The 20,226-nt window shown below is 40.3% G+C and carries 18 protein-coding genes and 3 pseudogenes; 19 read left to right on the top strand and 2 right to left on the bottom strand.

Annotated features, from left to right (window positions below; translation table 11 throughout):
• Positions 1-43: 43 nt before the first annotated feature.
• From RS891_RS16470 to RS891_RS16405, 15 genes and pseudogenes are all read left to right on the top strand, one after another.
• Positions 44-925, top strand: a complete 882-nt coding sequence (locus tag RS891_RS16470) for a LysR family transcriptional regulator (protein WP_315792375.1) — start codon at positions 44-46, stop codon at positions 923-925.
• Between the two features lie 208 nt (positions 926-1,133).
• Entirely contained in the window at positions 1,134-3,002 is a 1,869-nt protein-coding gene (locus tag RS891_RS16465) for a beta-glucoside-specific PTS transporter subunit IIABC (RefSeq protein ID WP_315792374.1), read from the top strand.
• A 33-nt stretch (positions 3,003-3,035) separates the two neighbouring features.
• Positions 3,036-4,460: a 6-phospho-beta-glucosidase gene (locus tag RS891_RS16460; protein WP_315792373.1), complete on the top strand. Its 1,425-nt coding sequence runs from the start codon at positions 3,036-3,038 to the stop codon at positions 4,458-4,460.
• A gap of 213 nt (positions 4,461-4,673) precedes the next feature.
• Positions 4,674-5,903, top strand: a complete 1,230-nt coding sequence (locus RS891_RS16455) for an MFS transporter (RefSeq protein WP_315796342.1) — start codon at positions 4,674-4,676, stop codon at positions 5,901-5,903.
• Positions 5,904-6,063: 160 nt separating this feature from the next.
• A complete protein-coding gene (locus RS891_RS16450; RefSeq protein ID WP_315792371.1) occupies positions 6,064-6,975 on the top strand; it encodes a helix-turn-helix domain-containing protein in 912 nt (303 codons plus the stop codon).
• A 173-nt stretch (positions 6,976-7,148) separates the two neighbouring features.
• Positions 7,149-8,111 (top strand): annotated as a pseudogene (locus tag RS891_RS16445) (aldo/keto reductase).
• A 122-nt stretch (positions 8,112-8,233) separates the two neighbouring features.
• The gene (locus tag RS891_RS16440) at positions 8,234-8,779 is read left to right on the top strand and encodes an NAD(P)H-dependent oxidoreductase (RefSeq protein WP_315792370.1); all 546 of its coding nucleotides are present in this window, start codon (positions 8,234-8,236) and stop codon (positions 8,777-8,779) included.
• A gap of 669 nt (positions 8,780-9,448) precedes the next feature.
• A complete protein-coding gene (locus tag RS891_RS16435) occupies positions 9,449-10,423 on the top strand; it encodes an aldo/keto reductase (RefSeq protein WP_315792369.1) in 975 nt (324 codons plus the stop codon).
• Between the two features lie 248 nt (positions 10,424-10,671).
• Positions 10,672-11,424: a carboxymuconolactone decarboxylase family protein gene (locus RS891_RS16430; protein WP_315792368.1), complete on the top strand. Its 753-nt coding sequence runs from the start codon at positions 10,672-10,674 to the stop codon at positions 11,422-11,424.
• A 262-nt stretch (positions 11,425-11,686) separates the two neighbouring features.
• Positions 11,687-11,896 carry a hypothetical protein gene (locus RS891_RS16425; protein ID WP_315792367.1) on the top strand — a complete coding sequence of 70 codons (210 nt, stop codon included), beginning with the start codon at positions 11,687-11,689 and terminating at the stop codon, positions 11,894-11,896.
• Positions 11,829-12,128 carry an IS3 family transposase gene (locus RS891_RS31680; RefSeq protein ID WP_397386954.1) on the top strand — a complete coding sequence of 100 codons (300 nt, stop codon included), beginning with the start codon at positions 11,829-11,831 and terminating at the stop codon, positions 12,126-12,128. The genes RS891_RS16425 and RS891_RS31680 overlap by 68 nt, the downstream gene beginning before the upstream one ends.
• Positions 12,129-12,873: 745 nt before the next feature.
• Positions 12,874-13,571: pseudogene (locus tag RS891_RS16420) on the top strand (aldo/keto reductase).
• 16 nt (positions 13,572-13,587) lie between these two features.
• Complete coding sequence (locus RS891_RS16415; RefSeq protein ID WP_315792366.1) at positions 13,588-14,067, top strand: nuclear transport factor 2 family protein; 480 nt, start codon at positions 13,588-13,590, stop codon at positions 14,065-14,067.
• Positions 14,068-14,155: 88 nt separating this feature from the next.
• Complete coding sequence (locus tag RS891_RS16410; RefSeq protein WP_315792364.1) at positions 14,156-15,205, top strand: helix-turn-helix transcriptional regulator; 1,050 nt, start codon at positions 14,156-14,158, stop codon at positions 15,203-15,205.
• Between the two features lie 102 nt (positions 15,206-15,307).
• On the top strand, positions 15,308-15,520 hold the full coding sequence (locus tag RS891_RS16405; RefSeq protein WP_397386953.1) for an NAD(P)H-binding protein: 213 nt from the start codon (positions 15,308-15,310) through the stop codon (positions 15,518-15,520).
• A gap of 75 nt (positions 15,521-15,595) precedes the next feature.
• Here the strand turns inward: RS891_RS16405 and RS891_RS16400 are convergent, their stop codons facing one another.
• Positions 15,596-16,792: an IS110 family RNA-guided transposase gene (locus RS891_RS16400; RefSeq protein ID WP_315792360.1), complete on the bottom strand. Its 1,197-nt coding sequence runs from the start codon at positions 16,790-16,792 to the stop codon at positions 15,596-15,598.
• A 362-nt stretch (positions 16,793-17,154) separates the two neighbouring features.
• Between RS891_RS16400 and RS891_RS16395 the strand changes: the two genes are divergently transcribed.
• The 3 genes from RS891_RS16395 to RS891_RS31675 all read left to right on the top strand — a co-directional run bounded on the left by RS891_RS16395 (position 17,155) and on the right by RS891_RS31675 (position 19,015).
• Positions 17,155-17,580 (top strand): Rrf2 family transcriptional regulator, encoded by a 426-nt coding sequence (locus tag RS891_RS16395; protein ID WP_397386843.1) that lies wholly within the window; start codon positions 17,155-17,157, stop codon positions 17,578-17,580.
• A 96-nt stretch (positions 17,581-17,676) separates the two neighbouring features.
• A complete protein-coding gene (locus tag RS891_RS16390) occupies positions 17,677-18,507 on the top strand; it encodes an SDR family oxidoreductase (protein WP_315792358.1) in 831 nt (276 codons plus the stop codon).
• 250 nt (positions 18,508-18,757) lie between these two features.
• Positions 18,758-19,015, top strand: a complete 258-nt coding sequence (locus tag RS891_RS31675; protein ID WP_397386842.1) for a GNAT family N-acetyltransferase — start codon at positions 18,758-18,760, stop codon at positions 19,013-19,015.
• A 242-nt stretch (positions 19,016-19,257) separates the two neighbouring features.
• On the opposite strand, the pseudogene RS891_RS16385 reads toward RS891_RS31675, so the two are convergent.
• A pseudogene (locus RS891_RS16385) lies at positions 19,258-19,365 on the bottom strand (IS3 family transposase); the annotation flags it as partial.
• Between the two features lie 424 nt (positions 19,366-19,789).
• Between RS891_RS16385 and RS891_RS16380 the strand changes: the two are divergent.
• Entirely contained in the window at positions 19,790-20,137 is a 348-nt protein-coding gene (locus RS891_RS16380) for a winged helix-turn-helix transcriptional regulator (protein ID WP_315792356.1), read from the top strand.
• Positions 20,138-20,226: the final 89 nt, after the last annotated feature.

Genomic DNA, 20,226 nt, shown 5'->3' with positions numbered 1-20,226 from the left:
GTAATTATTGAAATTTTAAAATGAATAAAGCCCAGGAGGAACAATGGAATTAAGAGTACTTCGGTATTTTCTGACAGTAGCCCGTGTAGAAAATATTACGCATGCAGCGACTATTCTACATGTGACACAGCCTACGTTAAGCAGACAGTTAGCCAATCTGGAAAAAGACTTAGGAACTCAATTGTTTATACGCGGAAAAAGTAAGATAACACTAACGGATGCGGGAATGCTTCTGCGTCAGAGAGCAGAAGAAATCCTTATCCTTGCGGATAAAACAGAGAAAGAATTTAAAGATCATAACAATCTGGTTGGAGGAACAATATCCATTGGAAGTGTTGAATCTTTAACCTCAAATGTTATTTTTGAATTGTTAAAAGCATTTAATATTGAATATCCGCAAGTCACTTATCATATTTTTAGCGGGACAGGTGATGACATAAAGGAAAAAATAGATAAGGGATTACTTGAGATTGGAGTTTTGTTAGAGCCGATTCATATTGAAAAATATGATTTTATTAGACTACCGCAAAAGGAACGCTGGGGAGTTCTGACAAAGACCTCGTCAACGCTTGCACAGAAGGAATATGTAACTTCTAAAGATCTAGCCGGAGAGCCCTTGCTTATACCCAACCGATCTGTATTACAGAGTGAAATTGCTAGTTGGTTTGCCGATGAGCATTCGCAATTACGTTTTGTAGCTACTTATAACTTAATATCCAATGTAGTTAATCTCGTGGAACAGGGAATGGGAACTGCAATTTGTATTGAGGGTGCTTTTGCAATGAAGCATTCTGATCATTTATGCTTCAGGCCCTTTTATCCTGAACTTCAATTTGGGTGTGTAATCGTCTGGAAAAAACACAAAATTTTCAGTCAGACTGCGAACCGGTTTTTACAATTTATTAAACATGCCTTACAGGCATAATGAAGAATGAAATATAGGCATTGGCTATAGCTGTTTGTATGATGATATTTTAAAGGTGTAGCGAATGCAGCCTTTATGTATTACATATAAATGGCTTTTTATTTTGTGGAAAAGTTATTTGTGGAGGTGGAACTTATAAATAGGAATTTATAAAGCGCTTCCGGTTCTATTCATTTGAGGCAGCAACAACAAGAGGGGGCATTATTGTATGAGCAAGAAGTATGAGAAATTGGCTCAGGATATCGTGGAGAAAGTTGGTGGGAATGAAAATGTCTCCACACTAACGCATTGTATGACCAGGCTTAGATTTGCACTAAACGATAATAACAAGACAGATATAAAAGCGATTAAAGCGTTAGATGGTGTTATTGATGCTTTAGAGAGCGGTGGACAATTTCAGGTGGTCATTGGTACACATGTTGAAGAAGTTTACAATGAGGTTTCTAAGCATTTACATCCTGTGGATAATTCGAATGTTGAATCAGCTATTGCTAGAAAAACAAATGTTCTAGGCAAATTAATTGATTTCGTTTCAGGGACATTTAGTCCAATCGTACCAGCTATTGCCGGTGCCGGTATGATAAAAGCACTGTTGGCTCTACTTATTTTGTTCGGTTGGATATCAAGAGAGTCTCAAACCTACTATGTATTAAGTTTCATGTCAGATGCCATTTTTTATTTTTTGCCTTTTTTATTGGCGTATTCGGCTGCCAACAAATTAAAATGTAGCCCCGTACTGGCATTGGTCTTAGCAGGTATTTTGCTACATCCGAACTTAACTCAATTACGAACAGATGGGGACGAAGTTAGCGTCTTTGGTATCCCATTGACACTAGCTACTTACAGCTCTTCGGTTGTTCCAATTCTCTTAACCGTCTGGGCACAGTCTTACATTGAACCGATATTCAAAAAAATCACTCCAAATGCAGTGAAAATAATTTTTGTTCCGATGTTTACGATTCTGGTAGTTGGACTCTTTAGCTTAACTGTATTGGGACCATTAGGATCCGTTTTCGGGACTTACTTAGCAATGGGATTTGATTTCCTGGGATCTCATGGTTCTTGGTTGATAATTTTCATGATTGCAACTTTCTGGCCGATCCTAGTTATGTTTGGGCTACACCATAATATCGTTCCTTTATCATTAACTCAGATTACTACATTGGGATACGAAAATATTATAGGTCCTGGTGCGATCATATCCAACATTTCACTAGGTGTTTCTGCATTAGTTGTTGGTGGGAGAACAAAAGACCCAGCAAATAAATTAATCGCAAATTCTAGTGGGATTACAGGCTTGATGGGTATTACGGAAGCAGCACTGTACGGCGTTAACTTACCTAAAAAGTATCCTCTTATTGCTGCAATGATTGGTTCCGCCTGTGGAGGGCTGTACGCAGGGTTAATGAACGTTTCACGATACGCGATAGGTGCTTCAGGAATACCAGCCATTCCATTGTACGTTGGAGATAATATATGGAATCTATATAATATACTAATTGCATTAGTGATTACAGCTGTTGTAACGGCAGTGATTACCTACTTCTTAAGTTTGAAATATGAAAAAGAATTAATCATAGAAGTAACTAATATCAAAGAAAACGAAACGATTACTATTAAAGACTCAGTGATTATGAGTCCTATTAAGGGGGCATTAATTCCGCTCCAGGATATACAAGATGCAGCATTTGCTTCAGAAGCAATGGGAAAAGGGATTGCCATAGAACCGAGTGAGGGGAAAGTGATTGCTCCTTTTGATGGAGTCATTGTTTCACTGTTTCCTAAGAAACATGCAATGGGTTTAATATCCGATGAAGGGGTCGAGATTCTTATCCATGTTGGATTGAACACCGTTAAACTGAATGGGAAATATTTCGAAGCCTTTGTTGAAGAGGGACAGAGAATAACAAAAGGACAGACGCTGCTGACCTTTGATTTAGATAAAATCAAACAAGAGGGGTATATTACTCAAACTCCTATTATTGTAACCAATTCGTATAATTATTCTGATGTGGTATCAGAGAGCAGTCATGAAAATATTGATTTTAACAATGCGTTGCTGGTTGTAAAAGCATAAATAACAATACTTAAACTTAGGAGTGTACTTGAAATGACCTTAAGAAAAGATTTTTTGTGGGGTGGAGCTGTTGCTGCAAACCAATGTGAAGGCGGATACGCAGAAGGTAACAAAGGGCTGTCAACGGTCGATGTAATTCCATCTGGGAAAGATCGTATTCCTGTTATGAAAGGTAAAGTCAGCATGCTGGAATGCGATAAAGAGCATTTTTATCCAAGTCATGAAGCCATTGATTTTTATCATCGATATAAAGAAGACATTGCATTATTAGCGGAAATGGGATTTAAGTGTTTCCGTTTATCATTAGCATGGACGCGGATCTACCCTAATGGAGATGACGAACTTCCCAATGAAGAGGGATTGAAATTCTACGAACGTGTTTTTGATGAATGTTTAAAATATGGCATAGAGCCTTTAGTAACCATTACCCATTTTGATGTACCTATCCATTTGGTGAAAACAATCGGCTCATGGAGAAGCCGCAAAATGGTGGATTATTATGAGAAACTATGTGAAACCATCTTCACCCGTTACAAAGATAAAGTGAAGTATTGGTTAACTTTTAACGAAATCAATATGTTATTACATTTGCCCTTTGGAAGCTCTGGCCTAGTATTTGAAGAGGGTGAAAATGAAGATGCAGTAAAATATCAGGCAGCACATCATCAATTGGTCGCAAGTGCGAGAGCAACTGAAATTGCACGCAGAATAAATCCCGAATTTAAGATTGGATGTATGTTAGCGGGGGCAAGCACTTATCCGTATACATGTGCACCAGATGACGTTTGGAAAGCGATGACAAGAGATCGAGAGCACTACTTCTTTGTGGATGTACAGTCCCGTGGAGAATATCCAAGCTACGCCAAAAAAATGCTTGAACGAATGGATATTCACTTAGAAATGAAAGACTGGGATGAGGAATGTTTAAAAAATAATACGGTTGATTTTATTTCATTCAGTTACTATGGTTCACGCTTAACCAGTGCGGACCCGGAAGTTAATACACAGACCGCCGCTAATTTGTTTCCGACACTGCGCAATCCACATTTGAAAACAAGTGAATGGGGATGGCAGATTGATCCGCTTGGACTAAGAATTACTTTGAATGCATTATATGACCGCTATCAAAAGCCGTTATTCATTGTAGAAAATGGATTGGGAGCGTTAGATACACCGAATGAAACTGGATATATCGAAGATGATTACAGAATTGAGTACTTGCGGGAACATATCCATGCCTTTTTAACGGCAGTGGAGGAGGATGGAGTTGACTTGCTGGGATATACAACTTGGGGCTGTATTGATCTAGTAAGCTCCAGTTCCGGAGAAATGAGTAAGAGATATGGTTTCATTTATGTGGATAAGGATGATTTTGGAAAAGGTACGTTGAAACGCAGCAAGAAAAAATCCTTTGAGTGGTACAAAAAAGTAATTAACAGCAATGGTAAAGAACTGTAATCAGCTATTAATGAAGCGGCAACAACGCATGGGGTCATGGACTCGATGCGTTGTTGCTTTATAAGTATCGTCCATCTTACCTTGACTTTAAGTTAAATGAGAAATCAGATGCATATTTGTTATTGAGGTGAAAGCATAAAGCTGTCAAAATACACGCTTATAACTGGAATCAAAGCATGAATAAATAAGAAACCCGGATGCTAAAGGAGTTGAATTTTTATTATACCTATTGAGAAACTAAAGACATATTCATTACTGTCAGTTGCGTTACTAATTTCTTCAGGTCCGATAATTGCTGCAAATATTCCAGAAATAGCGCAGGATTTTCCAGATAAATCTCTGACACAGGTAGAATTACTGACTACAATACCTTCTTTGTTTGTCATTCTTGGTGTTTTAATCGGAAATCGACTAGAATTATGGATTGGGAAGAAGAGTACCATTTTAATGGGATTAGGATTCTTTTTCATTGCAGGGATTTTCCCGGTAATTATGCACGAGGTTTTTTCACTGGTATTCATTTCCCGCTGTTTGTTTGGTTTGGGTATTGGTTTATTTAACCGCTTAATCATTCAAATGATCAGCGAGATATACCAAAATAATCCTGGTAAACAGGCATCTTTAATTGGACTTGAGAGTGCCTTTGAAGGATTAGGAGGTATCTGTCTGACACTACTCGTAGGTCAATTATTGAAAATCAATTGGTATACATCATTTTACGTTTATGCTCTGGCACTTCCTATTTTAGTGGCATTTTTTTTCTTTGTTCCGGCTGATACAAGGGAAATGGAGAAACGCAATACGGAACAACTAACAACGACATCAGACAATTCAAGAGATAAAAGGCCCTTACAGGTGATGGCCGGCTTTGGCATTTTATTGTTTGTGATTGTAATTATTTTTATCAACTACAATATCCAGATTACTCCTTTGATTTTGGAGAAAAATATTGGAAACGCGACGAATGGCAGCAATATGCTTGCTTTTATAGGTTTAGGAGCATTTACTGCTGGCTTCTCTTTTGGCAAGATATATAAATTGGTCAGAAATTATATTGTTCCTTTAGCCATTCTTTTACTTGGAGTATCCATGTGTGTGACTACGATCTCACAAAGTATCCTTCTTACTACATTTTGTTCGATGGTTATCGGTTTTTCATTTCGGTGTATAATGCCCTATTTGTTGCATACTTTTACGCAGCAAATTTCGAGAATGGCAAAATTGGGTACTACTATCGTGTTGGTCGCTTATAACTTAGGGGCTACACTTTCACCTTATGAAGGGACGTTGATTAGACGACTATTTCATGTCCAAAGTGTACAATCAGTGGTTTTTACTAATGCAATAATTCTCTTAATGATGGCCATAACTGGTTTTGGTGTGGCTTACGTATATCAAAAAAGAAGAGTGGTCAAAGAATTCAATACAACAGATTTTATTTGACTTCAAGTTAACATGATGTTGTAAGTGCTACATGTGATGCTAAAAGAATAAAGGTTGTATATTTTGGACTGAATAGACAAATGATTTGAGCTGAATAGCAAAGTTTCTTTTCTTGTTTCCTGATATTCTATAGTTAAAAGCTAAAAAGGTGGAACTGCTCATGTCCATTAGTGTCGGAAAAACATTCAAGGCACCACAAGAACTAATCAATGCACCAGATAAAACAGGAAGCTTACAACAAGACGGATTATCTGTAATTACTTTTTGCCTGCATACTCAAGGGAAGAAAGGATCGTACTTTCTGAAGGATAATCTGTTGTTGTACGTCAAATCAGGCATTTATAAGGTTTGTTTCAGAGATCGGGAGTATACTGTTCAAAGTAACGAAATGGTATTCATTCACAAATCAACTCTAATCGAATATGACAAATCGGGGGAACCCGGTTCCGAGTATATGCTGGATTATATGATGTTTTTCCTAAACGAGAAATTGCTGGAAGAATTCGTGCAGTTCGCTGGAGTGAAACCGGTTTATCCCGTAAGTGATGTTGTTCCGGTATCCATTATTCCGATTAATGATCTTGCCCGAACTTATTTTGAGTCATTACAACTTTATTTTGACAAGCCTGACCAAGTAAGTGACGGATTGGTTAAAATCAAACTAATGGAATTGCTGTTTCATCTGACAAATTCAAATGAACGGTTTTTGTATCAGCTACTTCAACCCGGCAAAAATGACAATAACAGCATTAACAGAATTATGGAGGAAAATTTTACTAATCCTGTACATCTTCAAGATCTGGCTTATTTATCGGGCAAAAGCCTTTCGACCTTTAAAAGAGAGTTTCAAGCAACCTATCACACTTCTCCATTGAAGTGGATCCGTAATCGGAGACTGGATAAAGCAGAGAACCTGTTGTTAGAAACGACGCTTTCTGTCACTGATGTCTGTTATGCTACCGGATTCGAGAACATCGCGCATTTCTCCAAAGTGTTTAAGCTAAGGTGTGGTCTTTCGCCATCAGAGTTTAGACAGAAGGTTAAGGCAACGGAGGATGGGGACAGAACATAAAATTACATGGAAAGACGTTTTCCGGGAAATTCCGTGAAACGTTTTTTTATATACAATTTCATTGAGCTAAATAAACAAATATTGTGAGCTTGTCAGCAAAGATACTTACTGTCCTTTCTGATATTCTTGGAAAGTGATCTTAACAATTTGTTATTTTGGAAGGTGTGTAAACAATGAGAATGTTGAAATTGCAGAATGAGAACATTCCGCCCATCGCTCTTGGCACATGGTCTTGGGGTTCTGGTACAAGTGGTGGAGATGCTATCTTTGGAAACCATCTTACGGCAGAGAAATTAAAGCCGATATTTGAAGCGGCTATGGATGCTGGATTCAATTTATGGGATACAGCAGCTGTATATGGAATGGGTGCTTCAGAAAACATCTTAGGAAGTTTTACTAAAGATCGTATTGATGTCCTGATCTCAGCGAAATTTACTCCCCAGATTGCGGCGGATAGCGATAATGCTGTAGAAGAACTACTGGACGATAGCCTATATCGGCTCGGTGTAGATCATACAGATATTTATTGGATACACAACCCAGCAGATGTGAAAAGATGGACGCCAAAACTGATCCCTCTGATGAAAAGTGGGTAAATAAAGTATGCGGGAGTCTCCAATCATAACTTGGAGGAAATTAAACTGGCTTCCAGTATCTTGGCGGCAGAAGGACTGAAAATTTCGGCAGTACAAAATCATTACAGCCTGTTGTATCGCTCATCTGAGGAAGCAGGAATTATCGATTATTGCATAGAGAACAATATAGTCTTCTTCGCATACATGGTATTGGAACAAGGTGCGTTAACCGACAACTATAACGCCCTGCGTCCTTTCCCAAATGGCACCAGAAGAGGTGAGGCATTTAACCCAGAAACGCTTAGCAAGCTGGAGGGCTTAATCCAAATTATGCGTAATATTGGAAATAGATATAACGTGTCTACTGCACAGGTAGCAACGGCCTGGTCTATGGCAAAAGGAACTGTACCTATAATCGGTGTTACGAAATTATCCCATATTGAGGATGTTATAAAAGCTGCTGCGATCGAGCTGACAGTGGAAGAAATACGTGAGCTTGAAACTGCAGCGAAAAAAACCAATGTTGAAGTCAGAGGATCATGGGAAAAACCGATGCGTTAATACGTAAGACTAAATTTCAATCTGGCTTGAGCTAAATGAACAAACAAAATGAGCCTTTCAGAAAAGAAACTATTGAGGTTTCTTGATATTCTATTCTAAACAGAAAGAAGGAGAGGTTCTAAATGAAAACACTGGTACTCGTATTCCATCCCAACCTATCTGATTCCCGTCTTAATCGCCGTTGGGCGAAAGAAATGGACAAGCAAACCGATGTTACTGTTCATCGTGTATATGAAGCTTATCCAAATGAGGAGATCGACGTTGTAGCCGAGCAAAAGCTATTAGAAATGCATGACCGCATCGTTCTACAATTCCCGTTCTATTGGTATAGTACACCTTCTTTGCTTAAGAAATGGCAAGATACCGTTCTTACCTATGGTTGGGCATATGGAAGCACTGGCAATAAGCTGCACGGTAAGGAGTTGTTGCTTGCTGTTAGCATAGGAGCTCCTGAATCTTCGTACACACTTGACGGTGCGTTCAGTTATACACTCGCAGAGCTGCTGCGGCCTTTTCAGGCAACAAGCAATATGATTGGCACTCGTTATCTAACCCCATATGCCGCATACGGTGTCATGCAATTATCTGAAGAACAGATTGAGCGGACTGTTAACGAATACTTGGCTTATGTATTGAATCCAGTAGTTGCCCCGTTGGCCATGCGGTAAATACAGTATGTTTTATGCAACCACATAAATTTGATAAAGTGAGGAACATAAACATGCCTTTCATTGTTGAATTGATTATTTCAGTATGTATTCTGATTGGGATCTATACTACAATAGCTAGTTTACTTGAATCCCCTCGAATTATTAGTTACGTAAAACATCTACATGAACAATTTGAAGAAAATCTTTACGGAGATAAAATCGATGAATTGAAATAGCATTCGTAGAATTCTACTCGAAGTTCCCTTATAATCAGTAATGTTCCTCGATTGACATTTGATCTATTGGAAATATCCCGAATAGTAATGCGCCGAGTTTTTCTCGACCTGTTAATTTATTTTTGGATTACTAATTATTAATTCATGTTTGGCAAACACTTATAATATCAAGTTTTAAGGAAGCCGATCATGAGCACATGGTCTAATGAAGAACTGCATATGAATTGCTGGAATCGATGAGTTGCACATTTCGTCCTTAAGTACAGACGTAGAAATCTATGTTACCCCTACCTTAATTTGATCCGTTATAGTTGATGACACGATTTATGTACGTGCCTATAACGGAAATAACTTTTGTTGCTCGGTGGCTCCGTGCAAAATCAACGCCTGATATCCATCAATGATGCAGATTATATGGGCAAATTTTCAATAAAAAGGGAGGAACAAGATAATGGATTATACGAAACTAGGAAATACCGGATTGGAAGTATCAAGGATTTGTCTGGGTTGTATGGGATTTGGGGATGCCTCGAAAGGACATCATCAATGGGTGCTGGATGAAGAACAGTCACGTCCAATCATCAAAAAATCTTTGGAAATGGGAATCAATTTTTTTGATACAGCAAATGTCTACGCTGAGGGGACAAGCGAGGAAATTGTCGGGAATGCATTAAAGGATTATGCAAATCGAGATGAGATTGTCCTTGCGACTAAGATACATGGACGAATGCATCGAGGCCCGAACGGCGCCGGGCTTTCCCGCAAAGCAATCATGAGCGAAATCGATAAAAGTCTTAAGAGACTAAAAACCGATTACGTAGATTTGTATCAAGTTCATCGGTGGGACTACAATACACCTATTGAAGAGACGATGGAGGCCCTTCATGATGTAGTCAAAGCCGGTAAGGCGCGTTACATTGGTGCTTCCGCTATGTGGGCATGGCAGTTTCAGAAGGCGCTTCATGTAGCAGAGAAAAATGGGTGGAACCGCTTTGTCTCAATGCAGGATCATTTAAACCTCATTTACCGTGAAGAGGAGCGGGAAATGCTACCGCTTTGCATGGAAGAAAAAATTGCGGTCATTCCTTATAGCCCGCTCGCAGGAGGAAGATTGGCTAGAGAGGCAGACACACAGCGTTCCGAAACAGATGAAATCGCCAAACAAAAATATGATGCAACAGCTGATGCGGATCAGTTAGTGGTAGACCGTGTTGCGATCCTCGCTGAGAAACATAGCGTTCGCCGTGTTCATATAGCACTTGCGTGGTTGCTCCATAAAGAGCCGGTAACTGCTCCAATAGTCGGTGCGACAAAGATATCCCAGCTCGAAGATGCGGAAGCCGCTCTTTCCATTAAATTAACAACTGAAGAAATTACATTTTTAGAAGAGCCGTATGTACCGCACCGAATTGTTGGCCATTTCTAAGTATAGAAGGGAGATTCTCTTATGCCTGTAATCACAATTGAAGCAGCAAAATTAACTAAAGAACAGAAAAGAAAAACGGCTTTTAGCTGACAGGGATGAAAACATTCACACAAAAGGGAAAAGTAACCTATCCAATATATAAAACATGGTGGTTCTCCACACAGGCTTCACTTGCCTGGCTGCACCAAAAGAACCGCAGAGATGGCCTCGTTGGAAGAGCCGTATAATAAATAGGAGGCATAGTTATTATGAATCGTATTGAAAAGAGCAGAGTAACGTTTAAAAAGCTGTTTGGCGATGGAGAGTCTGCGACATCTGCAACTGATCCTGATTTTCAGGATCTCCTGAGCCGCTTCATTTTTGGAGAAGTTTTTTATCAAGGTAACCTAGAAGATAAGCAACGTGAGCTTATTACTCTGGTGGTGCTTGCAACGAACCAAACTTTGCCTCAACTAAAGGCACATGCTCATGCTGCGCTGAACGTGGGACTGACTCCGATTGAAATAAAAGAGGCCATATATCAATGTGCGCCTTATTTAGGATTCCCTAAAACGCTAAATGCCATCGAGGAGATTAATGAAGTTTTCACAGACAGAAATATAGCATTACCTCTCGAAAGCCAAAAGCAGGTTGAAGAAGAGAACCGATTGGACAAAGGTCTTTCCGTGCAGGTAGAGATCTTTGGGGAAGTGATTAAAAAAAATCGGGAGAATGCTCCATCCAATCAGAAGCATATACAGGACTATCTTTCAGCCTTTTGTTTTGGCGACTTTTATACCCGTGGAGGTCTCGATTTGAAAATGCGGGAGCTACTTACACTCTGCATGATAAGCGCACTCGGTGGGGCTGATAGCCAAGTCAAGGCGCATGTGCAGGGCAATCTGAATGTTGGCAATGACAAGGATACGATTATCAGCGCTATAACGCATTGTCTACCGTATATTGGTTTTCCGAGAACACTAAACGCATTGAATTGTGTAAATAATATCATTCCGGAATAGTTTGAGAAAATGTAGTAAAAAAACCTTCATGTTATCATGAAGGTTCAAGTGACACTTGGAGGGGATATTTTTATGAAAAAAAAGGGCAAACATTTCAGACGTATACCGAAGAGTAGTTAGATCATATGTCGATCCAATCGGTGATTCGCAAGAAGCGGAAGAAGTCCAGCTATACGCCATCTGTCATCTATCCGAATCGCCGAAGCGAAATTTCATGCGACAGCACTCCAGCAAAAAATGGTGACGGATATTACCTATATTTTTGAATGGAAGTACATTTGTTTACCTGTCCGTGATTCAAGACCTGTTCAATAATGAGATTGTAGCTTGGCAGTTGTCTAAACGGAACGATGTTCAGCTCGTATTGGATACGGTGGAACAATGGACCCAAAAAAGAGACGTGTATTGGAAGCCGTGCTCCATTCAGATCAGGGCTTCCAATACACGTCTCAGGCGTACAACACACGATTAGAAGCATTCGGCGTAAAGGGCAGTCTCGCAAAGCAACCTGCCTAGATAACGCTTGCATCGAATCCTTCTTTTCGCATCTCAAGACAGAGAAGATATACCTTAACCAGTGTAATTCAGAAGTAGAGATTCGACAAGCCGTGGAAGATTATATGTACAATTACAACTACCGACGCTTTCAAGCCAAACTCAAACAGCGCGCACCGATTGAATATCGATGCGCACTGACAGCATAGCTTTTTTCGTCTGTCTACTTGACAGGGGTAAGACCAAGAGTCGCTATTTTAGCGGCTTTATTTTATTTTATCGGTACAAGTTCTTGTCCCAAGGCAAGGACAAGAACATATTCCGATTGCCGATTAGGTGGATATCTAAACAAGGAACAACTGTAGGCTCAAGACTGGATATAACAAATGAACGGCGATTAAAGATACGTAGTAAGTTAACATGGGTCAGAAAACAGAAGCGGATAATGAAGAGGGATATGATATATATGAGGACGGTTTTATTATCCACTCTGTCTCTGACTTGACTTGTCCAAGATGCGACGTTTTTTCTGACACCAAGATTTATTCAAAATAAACTTTGAAATAAAACCAGGTTACGAATATACGAAATCTGGTAAAGGCACTAAATCGAAATATCTTTACAACCGAAGACGACCAAAGTGTAAATTAAAACCAACTGATAACAGCATGTACCGACGCCAGTTTCAAGAATAGGATTTTTCAATGTCGTTGACCGTTCATTCACAGCAGATGCAGACGAAAGAGGTTACTGGCTGGTGGGGCCTGTGACGATTACCGTAAGATCCTTATGTGTGACTTTCTTTTATAAGGAGCCTATCAGATTGGAAGAAGCTGAGTCAGAAATGGCGTTTGAGGCAAGTGTTTTGTCCTCCCGCGCTAGTTACAGCGGAACCTTCTCTTTGTAGTATAAATATATGCTGATTTGCATAGTATGCAACTTTGGAGGTGCTTAATGCGAATAGTGATTTTGAACAATGGGATCGAAATGCCAATTCTCGGCTATGGGGTTTTCCAGATTCCAGATCCTCATGAATGTGAACAATGCGTTTAAGACGCTATTGAGGCAGGATATCGTCTCATCGATACCGCGGCATCATATCGGTAGGAAGAAGCAGTGTGTAAAGCTATTAAACGAAGCGGCGTTCCTAGGGAAGACTTGTTTATTACAACAAAGCTCTGGATTCAGGATGCCGGTTATGATCTCACCAAGAGAGCATTTGAAAAGTCGCTAGCCAAGCTGCAATTGGAGATGTATACGGCTCTTGGCGCGCAATGGAAGAGTTATACCGTGATGGGAAGATCAACGCGAAATACATGAAGGGGCACCATGTTCAGATCGAATCCTGGGGACCTTTCGCGGAAGGACGCAACAACCTGTTCCGGAACGATATTCTCGTTTCAATCGCTGGCAAGCACAACAAATCCGTTGCACAAGTGGTATTGCGCTGGTTGACGCAAAGAGGAGTCGTGGCGATTCCGAAGTCCGTTCATAAGGAACGAATCATGGAAAATATCAATATTTTCGACTTCGAATTGAACCAAGACGACATGGCCAAGATCGCAACGTTGGATACGAAGAAGAGTTTGTTCCTGTCTCACTACGATCCCGAAATCGTAAAATCGCTCAGCAGTTATAAATTTGAGGCGTAACTTAAGGAGGAAGAACATGACAAATATTAGCGAGCAAGAATTGACCCGTCTGAATCAAAGACTTCAAGAAATAGAAAACGTAGCGACTCTTCGAGAACTTGTGGATACCTTCTCCATACTCGCGGACAAAAAAGATATTCGCAAGCAAGTATTGCTTTTTACCGAAGACGCAACCGTTGATTCCTACGTTGGTGGTCAATTGGTTTCGAGTTTGAAGGGAACAAAGGATATGGGGGATGCCTTCGAAGCTTATCTGAGCAATTTCGAAACGGTGTATCATTTTAACGGTCAACATCAAGTGTCGATAAGTGGAAATAAGGCAGAAGGTACCCTTTATTGTCTGGTTGATCTGATATCTGTGGAAGATGATAAAAAAATGAAAACAACCAGCGGCGTTTATTATCGCGATGAATATGTTTGTGAAAACGGAAAGTGGTTGATCGCAAAAAGAACCTCGACCTTCGCTTGGCAAGACAAACAGGCTATACACTCTTAACGACGAAACGAAACATAAGTAGCTTAGATGAAGCTGCCGTTATTTCATTATGTTTCATAATTGGATAACGTAAGGAGGCGAAAGAGAGATGACGATAAACTCCTTTGATCGTATTAAAATACCTAAGGGATTTTGGCTGGGACTACATTATTTGAATATTGCCCCTAGTATTGTGGTTCGTGAAGCGGGTCTGCCACTCACCATCGTGAATGATCAAAGTTTCGTGACAACGGACCAATATTTTGCGCTTTGGCAAGCGTTCTCCGATATTGTCGAGGATCCAGCCGAGAGCACTGTAAAACTTTCAACGAATTTTGAAAATGCGCAATTGCCGCCGAGTGTCATGGCTCCCTATCATGCGCGCGACTATCGCGATGCATTAAACCGAATGGCGAGGTACAAACAATTGTGTGCCCCCGAACGGATTCACATCGTCGAGGAAGGCGAGTTATGTACTATTGAACTGTCGTGGCTTTTTTCCGAGCGATCCGAACCGCCGATGCTTGTTGGAGTGTCATTAGCTTCGTTGGTGGAATTAGGGCGACGCGGAACCGGTAAGCCCTTGAACGCACACGCCGTCGTACTTTCTCGCCCAATAGGAAATATTCAAGCCCTTGAAGCTTTCTTCGGCTGCAGCGTTCGGACTGGATCACATCGAAGTCGATTGATCCTTCGCCGAAGCGATCTTGACCGCCCGTTTATCTCCTATAACGAAGAGCTTTTGGAAATTCTGACTCCTGCGCTAGACAAGTCTCTAGAAAAGAAGTTACGCAACAACTCAATTAAGGAAACGGTGAAATGGATTATGAAGCAGAAACTTGCTTCGGGACGGCCCGACATGCAGGTCGTTGCAAGCGAACTAGGTATGAGCGAGCGTACCTTGCATCGCCGTCTGATGGATGAAGGCGCGAGTTTTAAACAATTGCTGACTGATATCAGGCGAGAGAGTGCCCTTGAATATTTGGAAAATCCTTTGCTCGATTTGAAAGAAGTTGCATTCCTACTTGGGTATGAAGATACAAATTCGTTTTTTCGGGCTTTTCGCCAATGGGAAGGGGATACGCCTTCTCGTTGGCGCGCAGAACATCTGAACGCGAACTTCACAACCGACAGTACTGCAATAAAGACCATTCATTAATTAAGCAATTAATTATCACATCTTTACAAGAAAATAGTAGGAGAGTTCAACACAGCTAAGAGTCTAACCATAAAGAAACGGAGGAGATTAGACTTGATCAACGTGCTGATCTTAGGTGCGAACGGAGGTATCGCTCGTCACGTCATTGAACGAGTCCTGAAGGATACGGATGCCCGACTAACTCTTTATCTGCGCAATGCCAACCGATTAGGGAAATTAAACGCTGAACGCGCCCGCATTGTGGAAGCAATGAAGGTTACCGGCCTCAAACGGCTCATTTTATTAGCTCCATGGGGATTTGTAGAAAGCAGCTGATCCCTGTGACCGGCTGCTTTTGTTCAACTATACCAGCTAATAGCTTGTCAAGATTACCAGTCAAGTCATTCTAAATCATGTGTTATAGTTAAAAATGAGAAAAATAGCATGGAGCCAATGAACAAGCTTATTTGCACATGCGACTAGAGCTACTTTATGCGGTTTCCCTTCGGCCCTTTTGCGATCATAAAACTCTTTGATCCGTGTATTGCGACAACGGATAAGTCCGCACTGAACAGCCAAAACCAGCGCATAACGAAGCTGCCGAGAACCACGTTTGGTGATTGGATTGCGGGTTGCCGTAAACTTACCCGAAGCAAAGACACTTGGGTCGATACCAGCAAAGGCTACTAGTTTTTTCGGATGATCAAATCGGTCAATTTCCCCAATTTCCGATAAAATTGTTGCTGCAATTTTATGGCCAATACCGGGAATAGATTGAATTAAATCATACTCTTCGATCTCTTCTGCCAGGGCATTTATGTTTCGTTCTAACTCAGTAAGATGCTCCTGGTACTGAAGAATCAAGGTTATAAGAACTTTTAAATTGATTAAGTGGCTGGCATACATGGTTTGCTCGAAAGGATTTTGTTTTGCCGCATGAAGTAGCCGCTTTACTCGTTCGTTAATCCAAGCCTCTGAACGGCCTCGTTTCGTTGAAAGCATTTCTTTGATTTTAAGTGTTTCTTTGTCCGTTTTCAAAACCGAATATGAGGTTGGGAACTCACTTAAAAACCGTAGTGAAATACCTGAATACATAGCTCCAAAGACACCTCTGTAGGCAGGGAAAACCTGATTTAAAACAGCTTGGAATTGCAGTTTAGTCTGTACACACATCTTTGAAAGAGACTCGTATTGCCTTGTAAGATAGCGCAGATTGAGAAGTTGCACGCCTCTTTTCTTAAAAGGTTCAAACTCTTCCTTGTAGTACAACTCACCGAATAGGTAAGCGTCAGCAGCATCCGTCTTTACTTTACGAAGCTGAGACTTTCTAAGCCGATTGGAGATGAGTGGATTAATGACAATGTAAATATCGTTATGTTCCTCTAAGAACTGAACAACTGGGCTTTGGTAATGTCCGGTTGCTTCTAGAATAAGCAAAGGACGTTGTTTGGATACAGATTCCACGTCCTTTAAAACTTGATGTAGATTTGTTAGGCCATCACGAGTGTGCTCGAAGTGGAATGTCCCTCTGAAAGGCTTTCCGCGCGCTAAAAAGGCTTGTCCATGACTTTCTTCCTTTGAAATATCTAGACCGACAACTGGATTCATTTCATCTCATCTCTCCCTGTAAGTTTAGATTCACCGGCATCCCCTAAGGTTCTTCTCGTCGCTCCATAGCATCGCTTGTTATACGGGATCTTACGTCCCAACCAGCCTCAATCATGGTCATGACAAGTAGGGGCGACACTATAGCGCTCGGGATCAAGTCCCACGGGCAGGTACGTTCGACCAGGCTACCTTAATCCTCTATGATAACGAAAAAAGGATCAACCAGAAAGAACTGGTTGATCTCATAATACGAAAGGGCAGGTTAGCATGAAATCAACTTCCAGATTGACTTAGTGGGGATAATCAAATATTATGGTTGTAACGCTAATTGTTATAACACTTTTTTTTGCGAGGTGGTAAGCTTGAAACAGCGAATAAGTACACGGTTTTCAATGGCGATTCATATTCTTTCGCTCATTGCGATCAATGACAGCGAGTTAACGGGAGACCAGATCGCTCTAAGCGTAAATAATAATCCTGTAGTGATTCGCAGAGTTATGGGGATGCTAAAAAAAGCTGGACTATTGGATGTGCGTGCAGGAATTGGCGGCGCTTTTTTACTTAAAGCCCCGGAGGAAATTACCCTGTTCGATATTTATCGAGCGGTCAATGAAATTGAAGACGACGATTTGTTTTTGTTTCGGATTCACGGGGATTCGAGCACACAATGCCGCGTAGGTCGAAACATTGAAGCAGTTTTGCATACCGAATTTATACAGGCACAAGCGGCAATGGAAAATCAATTGAACCAAACAACGTTAAGTCAGCTTATCCCACAATTTAAGTAAAATAGCTCCTTTTTGTGAGCTTTTTATTTACCCTCGTTAGAACGATAAGTGTTATAACAAATGAAGTATAATTAAAACCATTGGAGGAATTTTTAAATGAAAGTATTAGTAACTGGCGCAACAGGTCGATTGGGAAGAATGGTTGTCCAAAACCTATTGAAATCTCTGTCCGCAGCTGATATTGCCGTAAGTGTTCGAGATACGATAAAGGCGCAAGATCTAAGCAATCTTGGTATCGATGTGCGTTACGGCGATTTCAATGACCCCGCATCGCTTGCAACTGCTTTTAAAGGCGTAGATAAACTTTTGATGATTTCAACCAATGACCCGCAAAATCGATTAGAGCAGCAAAAGGTTGCAGTAAAGGCAGCTAAAGAAGCTGGTGTTTCCTTCATTGCCTATACGAGCGGTGCAAAAGGAGTACAAGATCACGGTTTAACCGAGCAAGCCATCAAGGAGTCAGGAATTGCATACTGCATCTTGCGCAATAACTTGTATATCGAAAATGAACTGCCAAAAATTCAAGCAGCAACTAAAGGTGCGCCTTGGGTAACTGCAGCTGGAGAAGGTAAAATTAGCTGGGCTAGCCGCCAAGATTATGCCGAAGCTGCCGCAAATGTATTGCTTGGCGATGATCACAACAATACCGTTTACGAGTTAGGCGGTAAACCCCTAACACAAAAAGAGCTTGTAGCAATCATTTCCGATGTGATTGAAAAAGAAGTGCCGGTTCAGCAGGTTGATTTTGAAACCTACGGCAAAGTTATGCTTGGTGCTGGCATTCCTGAGCAAATGATTCCTGTCCAAATCGCCATTCAAATGGCGATTCAAGCAGGAGCTATGGACGTAGAGAGCAACGATTTAGAGCTATTGCTAGCTCGTCCAGTTACACCGTATGAGGTTGCCATTCGCCAAATGGTTGTTTAAAAAAACAAAGAAGGAGCAAAAGTTGGTCACTGCTCCTTTGATCATTGAACTAACGGGAAACGTTAGATCTCATATCCGCAAAAAATCATTTGCATCACGAGGCAAATGCAGTATTCAGTAGCCTGGGCACGTTCAACGGTACAAATGAAATTTTGAGCGCTTTAGATAGAAAAGGGATTGAACTTGATGTGGTTAGCAATAATTGATGATACAATGGCTTTTATTCATCGTTCTTTAAGTAGATTTTCAAATGATGATGGATACTGGGCTGGTATCTGGCATAAAAAAACAACTCGTAGGTTCAATAGGGTATTTATGGATTGATTGGGATTCTAGAAGAATCGAAATAGGTTATTGGTTAGGGTCTAACTTTGAGGGTAAGGGCATTATGACTAAATCGTGTAAAGCCATCATTAAACACGCATTTAATGATTTACATTTAGCCAAGGTCAAGAAGGGATTATTAGAAACTACGAGGTGCTTCACAATCAATACTTTGACCGGGTAGTATACGGACTTATTAAAGAAGAATGGTTAAATAGCAACACCCGTTGAGCTAACGGGAAACTATAGCTCAATAAAGTTGAATTCGCTAGCTCACCACGTGGACGATCTTGGCTTACAACTAACGGTTTAAAAATAGGATCGTTGCATAGAAAACGGTAAGCTAACGTAGAAACGATAACTCAGTATAATTAAGAAACCAGCCGACCAACATTACAGTGCCCCCTTAAAGTTAGACCAATATTTCTATGCAACTTGTTGGGCATGAGCTCGGTATTGTACCGGGCTCATACCTTGTAATTTTGTCTTAATGCGTTTGTGATTGTAGTAATCCATGAATCGTGCAAGTTTTTGCACCGTAGGCAGGATTTCATCTTCGATATCCCAGCTCCATAGAGAATACTCGTTTTTTCTTCGTGAATCTGAGAGTGTAGATTACTTCAAATGTCAAAGCTTAACGGATAATCGCACTCATAGGAGTTATACATAAGAATGTATAAGAGCTGGAGCAAGCCCCTGACTGAACTGGATTTATCCATTCCAGTTAAGGTACGCGTCCAGCTCTTTTTTTTCGTATTTGAATCTTGAAAAAGGATAAACAACTCAGGCATTTTGAGCAATCATTTCCCGTTAGTTCAATCGTCTTAAAAATTATCTGATTTAAACAGACCATGTAATAGCATTGATAAAAACAGACAGAATATATGGCAAGGGAGGTGGATTTAATCAACACATGTACTATAATAATGGAAATTAAATAAGGGATGGTGTTTCTCAATTGAAAACTTTTTATTGTGATCTGGAAATAACCTTAGATGTCATTGGCGGAAAGTGGAGACCTCTTATACTGTATTACTTAATAAAAGGTCCTAAACGGACCGGTGAATTGAAAAGGCTCATACCATCAATTTCTCAGAAAATGTTAGTACAGTCATTGCGGGAGTTGGAGAGTAATAATTTGATTATAAGAAAAATGAAAAATCAGGTACCACCAAAAGTGGAATATGCAATATCAGAAATGGGTATGTCACTTGAACCCACTTTGCGAGCTCTTTGTGATTGGGGTCAGGATTATGCAGAGAAGACATGGAACAAGGATGAATATCGGAGATTAAATGTAGAATAGAGTAATTTAAAAAATCAATTTATTCTGCATTTCATCACAATTATCACTATTTGGTTACTATATAACCAAAAAGTACGTACTATTTTAAA

The organism is Paenibacillus sp. BIC5C1 (assembly GCF_032399705.1).
In the GTDB taxonomy this organism is placed as follows: Bacteria; Bacillota; Bacilli; order Paenibacillales; family Paenibacillaceae; genus Paenibacillus; species Paenibacillus taichungensis_A.
The sequence above is the reverse complement of the archived record's forward strand: the minus strand, read 5'-3'. Positions and strand labels throughout refer to the sequence as shown.